This window comes from Coleofasciculus sp. H7-1 (assembly GCF_057473865.1).
The window spans coordinates 1-12,963 of the sequence record NZ_JBYCCT010000064.1 but is presented as its reverse complement, the minus strand read 5'-3'; the positions used below and the strand labels follow the sequence as shown (position 1 = coordinate 12,963).

The 12,963-nt window shown below is 47.5% G+C and carries 21 protein-coding genes; 4 read left to right on the top strand and 17 right to left on the bottom strand.

The genetic code is table 11. The features are described 5' to 3' along the window. Positions 1–130: 130 nt before the first annotated feature. From rpsE to rplC, 17 genes are all read right to left on the bottom strand, one after another. The gene (gene rpsE / locus AC2VDX_RS15710; protein ID WP_378173823.1) at positions 131–655 is read right to left on the bottom strand and encodes a 30S ribosomal protein S5; all 525 of its coding nucleotides are present in this window, start codon (positions 653–655) and stop codon (positions 131–133) included. Positions 656–787: 132 nt separating this feature from the next. After that, positions 788–1,150 (bottom strand): 50S ribosomal protein L18, encoded by a 363-nt coding sequence (rplR, locus tag AC2VDX_RS15705; RefSeq protein ID WP_378173826.1) that lies wholly within the window; start codon positions 1,148–1,150, stop codon positions 788–790. A gap of 2 nt (positions 1,151–1,152) precedes the next feature. Further along, positions 1,153–1,692: a 50S ribosomal protein L6 gene (gene rplF, locus AC2VDX_RS15700; protein ID WP_378173829.1), complete on the bottom strand. Its 540-nt coding sequence runs from the start codon at positions 1,690–1,692 to the stop codon at positions 1,153–1,155. A 133-nt stretch (positions 1,693–1,825) separates the two neighbouring features. Beyond that, positions 1,826–2,227 carry a 30S ribosomal protein S8 gene (gene rpsH / locus AC2VDX_RS15695; RefSeq protein WP_378173831.1) on the bottom strand — a complete coding sequence of 134 codons (402 nt, stop codon included), beginning with the start codon at positions 2,225–2,227 and terminating at the stop codon, positions 1,826–1,828. A gap of 24 nt (positions 2,228–2,251) precedes the next feature. Then, entirely contained in the window at positions 2,252–2,797 is a 546-nt protein-coding gene (gene rplE, locus AC2VDX_RS15690; RefSeq protein ID WP_378173833.1) for a 50S ribosomal protein L5, read from the bottom strand. Positions 2,798–2,877: 80 nt separating this feature from the next. Continuing rightward, entirely contained in the window at positions 2,878–3,213 is a 336-nt protein-coding gene (gene rplX / locus AC2VDX_RS15685; RefSeq protein WP_378174069.1) for a 50S ribosomal protein L24, read from the bottom strand. A gap of 29 nt (positions 3,214–3,242) precedes the next feature. Beyond that, positions 3,243–3,611, bottom strand: coding sequence for a 50S ribosomal protein L14 (gene rplN / locus AC2VDX_RS15680; protein WP_378173835.1), 369 nt, complete (start codon positions 3,609–3,611; stop codon positions 3,243–3,245). Between the two features lie 225 nt (positions 3,612–3,836). Next, positions 3,837–4,085: a 30S ribosomal protein S17 gene (gene rpsQ, locus AC2VDX_RS15675; RefSeq protein ID WP_378173837.1), complete on the bottom strand. Its 249-nt coding sequence runs from the start codon at positions 4,083–4,085 to the stop codon at positions 3,837–3,839. Between the two features lie 6 nt (positions 4,086–4,091). Then, entirely contained in the window at positions 4,092–4,334 is a 243-nt protein-coding gene (rpmC, locus tag AC2VDX_RS15670; RefSeq protein WP_378173839.1) for a 50S ribosomal protein L29, read from the bottom strand. A gap of 3 nt (positions 4,335–4,337) precedes the next feature. Beyond that, positions 4,338–4,760 carry a 50S ribosomal protein L16 gene (rplP, locus tag AC2VDX_RS15665; RefSeq protein WP_378173841.1) on the bottom strand — a complete coding sequence of 141 codons (423 nt, stop codon included), beginning with the start codon at positions 4,758–4,760 and terminating at the stop codon, positions 4,338–4,340. A gap of 104 nt (positions 4,761–4,864) precedes the next feature. Continuing rightward, positions 4,865–5,593: a 30S ribosomal protein S3 gene (gene rpsC / locus AC2VDX_RS15660; protein WP_378173844.1), complete on the bottom strand. Its 729-nt coding sequence runs from the start codon at positions 5,591–5,593 to the stop codon at positions 4,865–4,867. A gap of 86 nt (positions 5,594–5,679) precedes the next feature. Next, positions 5,680–6,042 (bottom strand): 50S ribosomal protein L22, encoded by a 363-nt coding sequence (gene rplV / locus AC2VDX_RS15655; protein ID WP_378173847.1) that lies wholly within the window; start codon positions 6,040–6,042, stop codon positions 5,680–5,682. Positions 6,043–6,108: 66 nt separating this feature from the next. Beyond that, positions 6,109–6,384: a 30S ribosomal protein S19 gene (gene rpsS / locus AC2VDX_RS15650; RefSeq protein WP_378173850.1), complete on the bottom strand. Its 276-nt coding sequence runs from the start codon at positions 6,382–6,384 to the stop codon at positions 6,109–6,111. A gap of 90 nt (positions 6,385–6,474) precedes the next feature. After that, positions 6,475–7,338: a 50S ribosomal protein L2 gene (gene rplB / locus AC2VDX_RS15645; protein ID WP_378173853.1), complete on the bottom strand. Its 864-nt coding sequence runs from the start codon at positions 7,336–7,338 to the stop codon at positions 6,475–6,477. A gap of 117 nt (positions 7,339–7,455) precedes the next feature. Then, complete coding sequence (locus tag AC2VDX_RS15640; protein WP_378173856.1) at positions 7,456–7,758, bottom strand: 50S ribosomal protein L23; 303 nt, start codon at positions 7,756–7,758, stop codon at positions 7,456–7,458. Next, positions 7,751–8,383 carry a 50S ribosomal protein L4 gene (rplD, locus tag AC2VDX_RS15635; protein WP_378173858.1) on the bottom strand — a complete coding sequence of 211 codons (633 nt, stop codon included), beginning with the start codon at positions 8,381–8,383 and terminating at the stop codon, positions 7,751–7,753. Before rplD ends, AC2VDX_RS15640 begins: the two co-directional genes overlap by 8 nt. A gap of 101 nt (positions 8,384–8,484) precedes the next feature. Further along, complete coding sequence (gene rplC, locus AC2VDX_RS15630) at positions 8,485–9,123, bottom strand: 50S ribosomal protein L3 (protein WP_378173860.1); 639 nt, start codon at positions 9,121–9,123, stop codon at positions 8,485–8,487. A 1,163-nt stretch (positions 9,124–10,286) separates the two neighbouring features. On the opposite strand from rplC, the gene ndhN reads away from it, so the two are divergent. The 4 genes from ndhN to AC2VDX_RS15610 all read left to right on the top strand — a co-directional run bounded on the left by ndhN (position 10,287) and on the right by AC2VDX_RS15610 (position 12,867). Then, entirely contained in the window at positions 10,287–10,742 is a 456-nt protein-coding gene (ndhN, locus tag AC2VDX_RS15625) for an NAD(P)H-quinone oxidoreductase subunit N (protein ID WP_378173863.1), read from the top strand. A gap of 180 nt (positions 10,743–10,922) precedes the next feature. After that, positions 10,923–11,528 carry a vWA domain-containing protein gene (locus AC2VDX_RS15620; RefSeq protein WP_378173866.1) on the top strand — a complete coding sequence of 202 codons (606 nt, stop codon included), beginning with the start codon at positions 10,923–10,925 and terminating at the stop codon, positions 11,526–11,528. 76 nt (positions 11,529–11,604) lie between these two features. Beyond that, positions 11,605–12,099, top strand: a complete 495-nt coding sequence (locus tag AC2VDX_RS15615; RefSeq protein ID WP_378173868.1) for a salt stress protein, Slr1339 family — start codon at positions 11,605–11,607, stop codon at positions 12,097–12,099. 162 nt (positions 12,100–12,261) lie between these two features. Continuing rightward, complete coding sequence (locus AC2VDX_RS15610) at positions 12,262–12,867, top strand: vWA domain-containing protein (protein ID WP_378174072.1); 606 nt, start codon at positions 12,262–12,264, stop codon at positions 12,865–12,867. The last annotated feature ends 96 nt before the right edge of the window (positions 12,868–12,963 follow it).

Here is a 12,963-nt window from a genome sequence, read left to right as displayed (position 1 = left end):
AGAGGATTGACGACTTAATTTTTTTGAGAAAGCTTTTAGCTATTAGCTGTTAGTCTTTTGCCTTTTGTCTAAGATATTAAAGTTGCCTTTAAACTGAGAACCACTAATAGCTAATCGCTGATGGCTAAATTTAGGCGTAGAGGTTTTCGATAGGAATCCCGCGTTCTTCAGCCACTTCGGAAAATGTCCGCAAGGTGGAAAGAGCGTTGACGGCGGCTCTAGCATTGTTCAAGGGGTTATTAGAACCCAGTTGCTTTGCTAAGATGTTACGGACACCAGCTAACTCCAGCACAGTGCGTACAGCACCACCGGCAATAACACCAGTTCCTGGGGCGGCGGGTCGCATCATCACTTGGGCACCACCCCCGGCTCCGTTGACCGGATGGGGGATAGAATTTGCCTTGGTCAAGGGGATGTCAATCAAGTGCTTTTTGCCATCGGCAACGCCTTTGCGAACAGCTCCAATTACATCACTTGCTTTGCCAACACCAACGCCAACTTGACCGCGCTCATTGCCAATAACAACGATGGCGCGGAAGCTGAGTTTTTTACCGCCTTTGACGACCTTACTAACACGACGGATCTGGATCACCCGTTCTTGAAAGGTGATTTCTTTTTCCCGACGCGCAGAACTTTTCCGACGCTCTTTTGCCATAGTTTTATCCTGAACCTTGAGAGTGAAAGTAAAAACTAAAAATGTAAAAAGGCAAAAGAAAGAGAAATCAAAGGTAGAAATATATAGATAAAAACTTCTTTCTTTTTACTTTTGCCTTTTGCATACTTGTCTTTAGAAATCCAACCCAGCTTCGCGAGCCGCGTCTGCGAGTGCTTTGATTCGACCGTGGTAAAGGTTGCCGCCTCGGTCAAAGACAACCTTTGAAATGCCTTGAGCGATCGCTCGCTGAGCAATTAGCTTGCCCACCTCAACAGAGGCGGCACAGGTAGCTCCTGTTGTTAACTGTGATTTCAGATCCGCCTCCAAAGTTGAGGCACAGGCAAGAGTGCGTTGTTGAGTGTCGTCAATTACCTGGACATAAATGTGCTGATTAGATCGAAAGACAGCTAACCGAGGACGCTCACCACTGCCATTTACCTTACGACGCACCCGGTAGTGCCGACGTTGGATTAATTCTTTACGAGTTAGCTTCATCTTTACTTCTTACCTGCCTTTCCAGCTTTACGTCTTACCACTTCACCCGCATAGCGGATGCCTTTACCCTTGTAGACTTCCGGTGGACGGACAGCACGGATTCGAGCGGCAATGTTTCCTACGATTTCTTTATCAATGCCGCTTACAACCACATTCGTGTTGTTTTCCACAGCCATTTGAATACCGTCGGGAGGTTCAATCTGAACTGGATGGCTGTAACCCACGTTCAGAATCAGATTGCGACCTTGAACTGCGGCACGATAACCGACTCCCTGGATTTCTAGACGACGCTGAAATCCTTGGGAAACTCCATCGACCATGTTGGCAACCAGGGTACGAGAAAGACCGTGACGCTGACGAGCTGCACGAGATTCATCCCGCCGCTTGACCAGGATCGTTTCTCCCTCCTGCTCTACACTTACCTCAGATGGCAGAACCCTGGAGAGTTCTCCTTTAGGTCCTTTAACTGCAACATATTGCCCTTCGATCGAAATTTGTACCTTAGCGGGAATATTAATAGGGCGTTTGCCAATACGAGACATGACTTAATCCTCCTAATCAATTAGCCGTTAGCCGTTAGCTGTTAGCTTTTGGTCTATCGGTGAGTCCCAAAGTCTGTGCTTTTCTAGGTTTTTGAAACCTACCAGCCAATCGAGCTAATAGCTATTAGCTTATCTACCAGATGTAGCAAAGCACTTCCCCACCTACACCCTGACGCCGCGCTTCTCGGTCAGTCATAATCCCGCTGGAGGTAGAAATGATTGCAATTCCGATACCGCCCAGCACACGGGGTAGTTCTTTGCGGTTAGAGTAGACCCGCAGACCAGGTTTGCTGACCCGCTTCAAGGTATTAATAATCGGTTGACGGTTTTTGCCTTTGTACTTTAGAGAAATTAGCAAGTGTTGCTTGATCCCTTCGCCAACTTCTTCAAATTCAGCAATAAAGCCTTCATCCCTGAGGACTTTGGCAATACTGCGAGTCATCTTTGTTGCTGGTATTTCTGTTGTTTGGTGCCGCGCCAGATTCGCATTCCGAATGCGAGTTAGCATATCTGAAATTGTGTCGTTTGCCGCCATTATTCCCTCCTTATTTTGACTGCCTCATTGATCCCTGAAAGGCATTCCCATTTCTTTTAGCAAGGCGCGGCCTTCTTCGTCGGTATTTGCTGTAGTGATGATGGAAATGTCCATGCCCCGAATTTGGTCGATGCTGTCGTATTCTATTTCGGGAAATATCAGCTGTTCTCTAATGCCTAAGCTGTAATTTCCCCGACCATCAAAGCTTTTGGGACTGATGCCGCGAAAGTCCCGAATCCGTGGCAACGACAGGTTAATTAATCGGTCGAGAAAGGCATACATCCGATCCGCTCGCAGAGTCACCATCACGCCTACTGGCATACCTTGGCGAAGTTTAAATCCAGCGATCGCCTTTTTCGCCCGCGTCACCACTGGTTTTTGACCAGTGATTTTGGCAATTTCAGTCAGGGAAGATTCCAGCGCTTTGGCGTTGGTAGAAGCCTCCCCTAGACCTCGATTAACCGTGACCTTTATGACTTTGGGTACCTGATGGGTATTCGTGTAATTAAACTGAGTCATCAGTTTAGGAACGATCGTCTCTTGGTACAGCGTTTTCAGTTTTTGTGTCATTGTTTTTTCCTTAATACCCCTGGGCTTGGTCAGGGAAAATAGCAGTTAGTAATTAGCAATTTGCTATAACTAACAACTATTTAGTCAATAATTTCACCAGTTTTTTTGAGCATCCGCACCTTGCGTCCTTCTTCATTCAAGGTATAGCAAATGCGGCTGGCAATCTTTTGTTGAGCCGAATAAAGCATCACGTTAGAGCTGTGGATCGGTGCCTCTATCGTGACAATTTGACCGGATTCGCCTTCTTGCTGAGGTTTAACATGCTTGGTTTTGATGTTGATGCCTTTGACAATTACCCGGCTTTCCTGGGGAAGTGTCCGCAAGATTTCCCCAACTTTGCCTTTATCACGACCGGCAATCACTTGTACTGTGTCGCCTTTTTTGACGTGCATTTTATAGCGCTGGGGAAGCTTCATCCCGTTTCTTTTAGACTGTTTTGCGGCCATTAGAGTACCTCCGGAGCTAGGGAAACAATTTTGGTGAAGTTTTTGTCGCGCAGTTCGCGTGCCACTGGCCCAAAAACGCGCGTTCCCCTAGGGTTGCCATCTGCGTTGATGATCACGGCGGCGTTATCATCGAAGCGAATACTCATACCGCTGTCCCGGCGCATATTTTTTCGGGTACGGACAATCACGGCTCGCACAACATCTGACTTTTTAACTGCCATGTTGGGAATGGCGTCTTTGACGACAGCAATGATTACATCGCCAACGCCGCCATAGCGTCGGCTACTAGCACCTAAGACGCGGATGCACATCAATTTGCGAGCGCCGCTGTTGTCTGCGACATTAAGGTAGGATTGGGGCTGAATCATAGTTCTTAGCTTCGGATGCGTGAGTTTTGAATAATAGTTTTGAGTTGTAAGTTTTGAGTTTTGAACAAGAGAAAGAACTTAAGATGTTCGGTTTTATTTCCGGAATTCTTTACTTGGATTTTTCACTCAGAACTTGTTACCGGCGGGTTTACTTGATTAAATATCGGTATAAAATCGAAAATTTCGATTAACCCGCCTTTACAAACTCAAAACTCATAACTTTACTTATTGAGCCTCACGATTGAGAATTTCAGCGACTGTCCATCGTTTGGTGCGACTCAGAGGTCGCGTTTCCAAAATTCGGACGCGATCGCCTACCTTGCACTGATTCTCTTCATCGTGAGCTTTGTAACGCTTTGTACGCACTACAATTTTTCCGTATTTCGGGTGGGGCGAGCGGTTCTCGATGGCGACCACTACGGTCTTTTGCATCTTGTCGCTGACGACCAAGCCAACTCGTTCTTTAACTGCCATTGGGGTCTACTCCTCGGATGTTGCATCTGGTTGTGGCTTTTGAGCCTTTGCAGCCCGTTGCCGCTCCCCTTCTACGGTTAGGAGCTGACCTAAACGATGCTTCGTATGCTTGAACTGGTGTGACTTTTCCAGGCGTCGAGTTGCCTGTTGCAGTCGTAAATCAAATAGCTGACGCTTGAGAGCTAAAATTTCTTCAGCCAGTTCTCGTTCGCCTAAATTTCTGGCTTCTTCTATCTTGGGCAGAGCCATAACTCACACAGTCCCTTCTTCTTCACGAGTGATGAACTTCGTCTTAATTGGCAGCTTGTGGGAAGCTAGACGCATCGCCTCCCTGGCGGTTTCTTCCGGAACCCCGGCAATCTCAAACAAGATCCGTCCGGGCTTCACGACAGCCACCCAAAATTCCGGCGAGCCTTTACCAGAACCCATACGGGTTTCAGCAGGACGCATTGTTACTGGTTTGTCGGGGAAGATCCGAATCCAGATTTTGCCACCCCGACGGATGTAGCGGGTCATGGCTCGGCGGCTGGCTTCAATTTGACGGGAGGTAATCCAAGCCGGTTCTGTGGACTGGAGGCCAAAGTCACCAAAGTTTAGGCTATTGCCCCGAGTCGCCAAGCCGTTCATCCGCCCGCGCTGCTGTTTGCGAAATTTTGTTCTTCTGGGACTTAACATGACTTGGTAATTGGTAATTGATAATTGGTAATTAGTAATTGGTAATTGGTAATTGGGCGTTTTCTTTTTGATTACCCATTACCGATTACCGATTACCTATCAACCTATTCATTAGAGCGGTCTTCAAATTGCTGACGGCGGCGCTGTTGACGACGCTTGGGCTGAGCGTTGTTAGGAGCCGGAATTTCTTCCTGACCTGGAATCACTTCGCCTTTGAAGATCCAAACTTTAACGCCAAGAATGCCGTAAATGGTTTTGGCGGTGCGGTAAGCGTAGTCAATGTTGGCGCGAAGGGTATGCAGAGGCACTCGACCTTCCCGCGTCCACTCGGTTCGGGCAATTTCCGCCCCATTTAACCGTCCGCTGACTTGTACTTTAATTCCCTGGACTTCAGCGCGTTGGGCACGTTGAATCGCCTGACGCACGACCCGCCGGAAGGAAACTCGTCGCTCTAGCTGTTGGGCAATATACTCAGCAATCAGTCCGGCGTCGGCATCTACCCGTGCCACTTCGATCACGTTGATCCGAATTTGACGATTGCCACCGCCTAAAGCTTCTTGAAGATCGCCGCGTAATACTTCAATGCCAGTACCACCGCGACCTACCACAACACCCGGTCGAGCGGTGTGGATTTCTAAGTCAATTTGATCGGCTTTGCGCTCAATCCGCACTTGAGAGATGCCAGCGTTACTGAGTTTTTTCTCCACGACCTGCCGAATGGTGTAGTCTTCTTGCAGGAGTTCTGGGTAGCGCTTAGCATCCGCAAACCAACGGGAGCGATGTTCTTGGGTAATCCCCAGCCGAAAACCAATTGGATGAATTTTCTGTCCCACGAATGCGTCCTCTTAAATCAGCTAATTGCTAATTGCTAATTGTTCAAAAGCTTGTTTGTGACAATTAGCGCTTAGCCAAAGTAGTGTTATTCATCTGCCGCTGCTTGGGCAACGGCTACGGTGATATGACACGTTGGCTTGCGAATTTGATATGCGCGACCTTGAGCGCGGGGTCTAAAGCGCTTTAAGGTTGATCCTTGGTCAGCATAAGCCTGAGAAACTACCAATTTTGTTGGGTCTAAACCGGCGTTATGTTCGGCATTAGCGGCTGCTGAGCGTAATACCTTGCGGACTGGATCGCAAGCCCGATAGGGCATAAATTCCAGAACGATCAGGGCTTCCCGGTAGGATCGTCCCCGAATTTGGTCGAGAACCCGGCGCACCTTGTGGGGAGACATCCGGATGTATCGCGCGATCGCTTTCACTTCTTCTGTAGTATCAACTGCCATAGATTTCTCCCTTTTAATAATTTTGAATTTGGAATTCTGAATAATCTCAAAATCCAAACTTCAAAATTACCTCTTTGCCTTGGAATCTTTCGAGTGTCCCCGGAATGTGCGAGTTGGAGCGAATTCTCCCAACTTATGCCCTACCATTTGCTCGTTGACGTAAACTGGCACGTGAGTCCGCCCGTTATGAACCGCGATGGTGTGACCCACCATTTGCGGCAATACAGTTGAAGCACGAGACCAAGTTTTAATAACCTGCTTATCGCCCCTAGCATTCAAATTTTCAATCTTTTTCAGCAAATGATCCGCAACAAAAGGACCTTTTTTAAGAGAACGACCCATAGTTCAAATAACCCCAATTACTTTTGGATTTTTGGATTTTGGATTTTGGATTTTGGACTTATTGCTAATCTAAAATCCAAAATCTAAATCCTAGGACTCCCGACCGCCCCGACCTCGCTTGGAAGCTTTGCGACGACGCCGGACAATTAATTTATTGCTTGGCTTGTTTGGCTTACGGGTCTTGGCACCTAAAGTGGGCTTGCCCCAAGGTGTTACTGGTCCACTTCTACCAATCGGTGCCCGTCCCTCACCACCACCGTGGGGGTGATCGACTGGGTTCATGACGCTGCCTCTTACTTTCGGACGGCGTCCTTTCCAGCGATTGCGACCAGCTTTACCGGCGCTCAAGTTTCGATGCTCAACATTGCCGACTTGTCCGATGGTAGCGTAGCACTCGCGGCGGATCATGCGGACTTCACCGGAGGGCAGCTTGATGGTGACATAGTCGCCTTCTTTAGCGACCACTTGTGCAGTGGCACCAGCAGCGCGAACAATTTGCCCACCTCGTCCAGCAGTCAGTTCTACGTTGTGAACGGCAGTTCCCAAAGGAATCTTGCTTAAAGGTAACGCATTGCCAATTTCAATTGGGGCGTCTGGTCCAGCGGTGATAACTGTACCCACGGTTAAGCCGACTGGGTGAAGAATATACCGCTTTTCTCCATCCCGGTAATAAACCAGGGCAATCCGGGCATTGCGATTGGGATCGTACTCAATGGTTGCCACTTTGGCCGGGATATTGCGCTTGTCGCGCCGAAAATCAATCTCCCGGTAAAGCTGTTTATGACCGCCACCCCGACGGCGGCTGGTAATTACCCCACGATTGTTTCGACCTTTGGGGCGATGTTTTGTGTAGGTTAGTGACTTTTCCGGCTCACTCCGCGTAACTTCGGCAAAGTCCGAAATGGTAACTTGACGAGTACTGGGAGTATAAGGCCGATAAGAACGGGTGCCCATAACTTAAAAAAGAGGTTTGAAGGTTGAAGGTTGTAGACGCTTGTAGGGCGGCTTTCCGTTGAGTGAAGTTGAAATTTGTTGAAATTTTTAATTTCAACTTGTCAACTTTCCAACTTATTAAACTTCTGGGAAAAGGGTAATGGTATCTCCGCTTGCCAGAGTTACGATTGCTCGCTTGTACTGAGGCTTAAACCCTGCAAATTTGCCGACGCGACGCTTTTTGCGCGGTAGACGAAGGGTATTCACGCTCACAACCTTTACTTTAAACAGTTCTTCAATTGCTGCTTTAATTTCTGGCTTGGTTGCTTTGGGAACGACTTCAAAGACATACTTGTTCTGCTCCATCAGCAGAGTTGCCTTCTCAGTTACAATTGGTCGATACACCAAATCCGCAAGTTCGCGGGGGTTATACTCACTCACTGTAAACCTCCTGAATTTTGACAAGGGCGGATGGCGTCGTCACAATTTTGTCAGCTGCCAGCAGGTCAAAGATATTCAACTGGGTGGCAGGGATGATCTTCATCTTGGCAACATTCCGCGCTGACAAATAAACGTTTTCTTCACGTTCGGATAAGATCAGCAGGACTTTAGAGTCTGGTTCGACGCCCCAACGTGCGATCGCTTCTACCAATTCTTTAGTCTTAGGCCGAGGCAACTTGTCAGCAAATTCCTCCACCACAATCATGTCCTCGGATCGGCTAAAGAAGGCGGTTCTCAGCGCTAAACGCCGTTCCTTCCGATTCATCTTAGTGTCATAGTCTCTTGGCTTAGGACCAAAGATGACACCGCCGCCTCGCCACAGTGGTGAACGAATCGACCCAGCACGAGCGCGACCAGTCCCTTTTTGACGCCAAGGTTTACGACCTCCCCCTCTAACTTCCGCGCGGGTTTTGGTGCTGGCAGTGCCTTGACGAGCATTCGCCTGTTGCCTTACCAAGGCTCGGTGGACAATATGAGCTGCATTCTCTTCTTTGGCAACCTTTAATTCTAGAGTTGCCTGTCCGACCTCTTCCCCGTCCCAGTTTCGTACTACACAGTTAACCATATCCGTTGTCCTTTGTTCGTTGCTAATTGCTAATTGCTAATTGAAGGATTGCTAAGTATCAAAAGCTATTAGCGATTAGCCAGCCTGACCTTAGAAAATGACTACTTTCGACCTACTATCTTGGCAGGAACAATATTAACCAGCGCCCCTGGTTTACCAGGAATCGCTCCCTTGATCAGCAGTAAATTGCGTTCTGAGTCTACCCGCACTACTGTCAATTTGCGAATGGTAACGCGCGTGCCGCCTAAACGACCTGCCATCCGCTTACCGGGATAAACACGTCCCGGTGTGGTTCCAGCACCCGTCGAACCGGGTTGACGGTGGTTTTTGGAACCGTGGGACATGGGCCCCCGCCTAAAGTTGTGGCGTTTTTGATAACCGGCGAAGCCTTTTCCGATGCTGGTGCCGATCACGTCCACAATTTGACCAGCAGTAAAAATATCTGGTTTGAGTTGTTGACCTAGCTCAAACTCTCCCACATTCTCGAAGCGATACTCCCGCAGTTTCCGCAAAGGAGGAGCGCTTGATTTTGCCAAGTGACCCAATTCTGGCTTGTTCAAAGCCTTAGGTTTGACTTCTTTATAACCAAGTTGGACGGCAGTGTAGCCATCTGTTTCTTTGGTTTTAATTTGCGTAACGGTGCATGGCCCTGCTTGAATGACCGTCACAGGAATCGCTTTTCCTGCTTTGTCAAATATTTGGGTCATGCCGAGTTTGGTGCCGAGGATACCAACAGACACGGCTTTCTGGTCTCTCCTTTTTACACAGTACAAAGAGGCGGGATTACGAGTGTTTCGTAAATCCGCTTGCTCCAACAAACGTTGTTATCAAACCAGCCAGCTGTGGCGCATCCTCGGATTGAGAGAGGCAAGCTTTCAAGTCAGCCTAATTTAGGCTTTTTCTTTAGCTGGTATGAAGCTATTCGACGGTCGGGTAAGCGCTAGAAGCGCGTTGCCTATATTCGCGGGGACTTAGATGGCAAGCCATCCAGTATCCCGAGAAGGCGAAAGGGCTTTTTCCGGCTTAGAAGAGTTCTTCTCAAGAAGCCTTCTAGATGCGATCGCTAATTCTGAAATCGATGTCGCGGTACGCTTGACGCTCGCTGGGGGCACTGAACTCTTGTGAGAAAGACTCAATAGTTTTTCACTTGGAAGTCGTGCTGTCCCTGGACTCGATTTCAACTTCAGCGGTAATAGCTGCTCGAATTTTGACCACAATCGTTTACTATAAACGATTTGTTACAACTTGTCTAGCGATTGTTCCAAAAAAAATTTAGTCTGCTGGATCGTATGCCTCGCTTGAAGTGCAACTCCAGATCCAGAAGACGACTGTCCGGTTAACGGATAGAAAGGAAGAAGGCGATCGCTAACCCGACGACCGGCATTTAGGTCGGTTATAGCATTTCACGATTTGTCTGCACAGTATTTGTAAACACAGTATTACAATGGCTACACATCCCCCGAAGCCCAGAGGACTACAAGAGATTGCAGATAGTTGAAAGCAGGCTTTCAACCATAGATTCAGCCGTTCAACGTCACCTGTTTGAGTTTTACTTTTCCGACTTGCGGTATAAAGTGCTGTGAGGGAGAAGCCTGTTCGCTTATTTTGAGTCGATGTTGAGTCAAATAAAGTTAAATCTTTACTAGCTCTAAGTAGCAGTTGCACCTCCACAAAAAGCGCGATCGCTCAAGCAGTTCAACCGATCGATTGCCTGTAAGCCTATATTCAAAAGAGCCTCAAAACTCAACACTGTCCTGAAAAAGTGCAACCCTCCTCAGTAGAATCACCAAAGATTTTGTTGCACATCGCTCTTCGCTCAAAGTTGATAGGTTCCTCAGCGTCCAACTATAATAAATTGCCAGCGGCAATTAACAAAACTTAAAGCTGGGTAGAACATAAAAATATGGCACTGATCACCATCGGCAATCAATTCGTCAAAGACTTGGAAAAGTCAGGTGCTTTAGGAATGTATGTACCCTTAGAAGGAGGGTTTGAGGGGCGTTACCAGCGGCGGTTGCGTGCAGCTGGCTATACCACTTTAAGCATCACAGCACGGGGACTCGGCGACGTAGCAACGTATTTAACGAGCGTACACGGCGTTCGTCCCGCGCATTTGGGTAAGAAAGACATTCGCGTTTACTACGTGCCACCTATCGTGACCTATCAGTTGGAACAACTGCCTCCCAAATCGAAGGGACTGGTGCTGTGGATGATTGAAGGACACGTATTGTCGCGTGAGGAAGTGGAATATTTAACCACGTTGCCAAATATAGAGCCACGCCTAAAAATTGCTGTAGAAATGGGAGGCGATCGCGCTTTCCGCTGGACACCGCTTAAAAACGCGATCGCTGCCGCTTAAAATCAGCGTCAGTCAATCCAATCTCAGCGTCACACCCAAGCACTGGTGCGGCGCTCATTCATGCCGAGCCAAAACGAGCTGGAACGTCTGAATGGTTAAGCTTTGTGACCCACCAGCTCCTTTAACTCGGCTAGAGGATTTTGATACCTTTAAAGAAGCAAGCGAATCAGGCAAACTCTTATGGTAGAAAACCGCGACTATACGTTAATTATTGACAAAAGCGGCAGTATGTCGATTACAGACCAACCAGGTGGGAAAAGTCGCTGGGTAATGATGCAGGAATCTACTCTCGCCTTAGCCAGTAAATGTGAAGAATTTGATCCGGATGGCATCACTATTTACCTATTTTCCGGTCGATTTAAACGGTATGACAATGTAAACGCCAGTAAAGTCGCACAGATTTTCCGCGAAAACGAACCGTCTGGACGCACTGACTTAGCAGCAGTCCTTCTAGATGCGACGAATAACTACTTTCAGCGTAAAGCAGCGAGACAAACCAAGACAAATGGAGATACCATTTTGGTCGTCACGGATGGGGAACCGGATGACCGGAAAGCGGTAATGAAGGTAATTATTGAAGCGTCTCGCCGCATGGATAGAGATGAAGAACTGGCGATTTCCTTTATTCAAGTTGGCACAGACGCACAGGCAACGAAATTTCTCAAAGTGCTAGATGATGAACTGCAAAGTGCTGGGGCAAAGTTTGATATTTGCGACACAGTCACGATGGATGACATGGAGGACATGACCCTGACGGAAGTGTTGATCAATGCCATTATTGACTAAGGTTAAAGTCTAATTTGGGATTTGGGATTTTGATAGTGAAGAGAAATCTAAAATCTCTCTAGAGGCGTCCAAATTTATGGAATCAATAGATGACATACTCGCGGCAGTCAAGGCTGAGTATGAGACAAAAGATCAACCAAAAGAACTGCCAAAACCGCCACAACTGAAAGAAGAACCAGTCAAACCGCAATCTGCGAACTTCTTACAGAATCATTCTGCTAACATACCTCTTGCCAACTCAATTCCGGAATTGCCCCGACAAAAATGGCAAAATCATACCATTGCCTCAGCTGACGATATAATTCTTGCCCAAGTCAGGTCTGAATTTGAAGAACAAGAACGCGCAGAACAGCTAAAAAAACAGCAACAACTCAGAGAAGAACAACTCAAACAGGAGCAGCTAAGGCAGCAACAACGGGAGGTATTCAAGAACCAAGCGCAAGAATGGCTGAAAAATTTAAAGCCACTCTCAGAAGAAGGTCTTTGGTTTGAAGAGTTTGCCGATGCATACCCATCTAAACTAGAGGCAGCGATTGATTATTTGCAAGCCTTGGGGGAAACTAAAGCGTAAAAGCCACGAGCGATCGCCAGAATGATAATTCCCCCCTCTCTCGTGTAGAAATTTTTATGTTTCTTTTATCTAAACCAACTAGATAGTCACGGCAGGTGGGCTAGGCTAGAGCTTGGAAATCTTGACAAACACTGGAGGTTATCTTTGGTGGAAGGAGGATCTGTGGCAGAAGACCGTGACTATACATTAATCATCGATAAAAGCGGCAGTATGTCTACCCCAGAGCCACCGAGCGGTAGAAGTCGCTGGGAAACAGCACAGGAATCTACTCTGGCGTTGGCGAGAAAATGCGAAAAGTTCGACCCCGATGGGATTACGCTTTACCTGTTTTCAGGTCGGTTTAAGCGATTTGACAATGTGACTTCTAGCAAGGTCGCACAGATATTTCAAGAAAACGATCCCTCTGGCACCACGAATCTTGCCGATGTCTTGAAAAACGCTACCGACAACTACTTTGAGCGGAAGGCGGCTGGTCAGACCAAGCCAAATGGCGAGACAATTCTAGTGATTACAGATGGTGAACCCGATGACCGCAAAGCCGTGATGCGGGTGATTATTGAAGCCTCTCGCCGGATGGATAAAGATGAAGAATTAGCCATTTCCTTCATTCAAGTGGGTTCAGATCAAACGGCGAGTCGGTTTCTGAAAGCCTTGGATGATGATTTGCAAGGTGCTGGGGCAAAGTTTGATATTTGCGACACGGTAACGCTGGATGATATGGAGGGCATGACTTTGCAGGAAGTGCTGCTCAACGCCATTAACGACTAGGTGCTGTTTGTTAATTTGGGATTTTGGATGTGGAATCCAAAATCCCAAGTTTTGTTTGCCAGTTTTAAATCGCAACTTTGTTGTGGAATCAGCAGC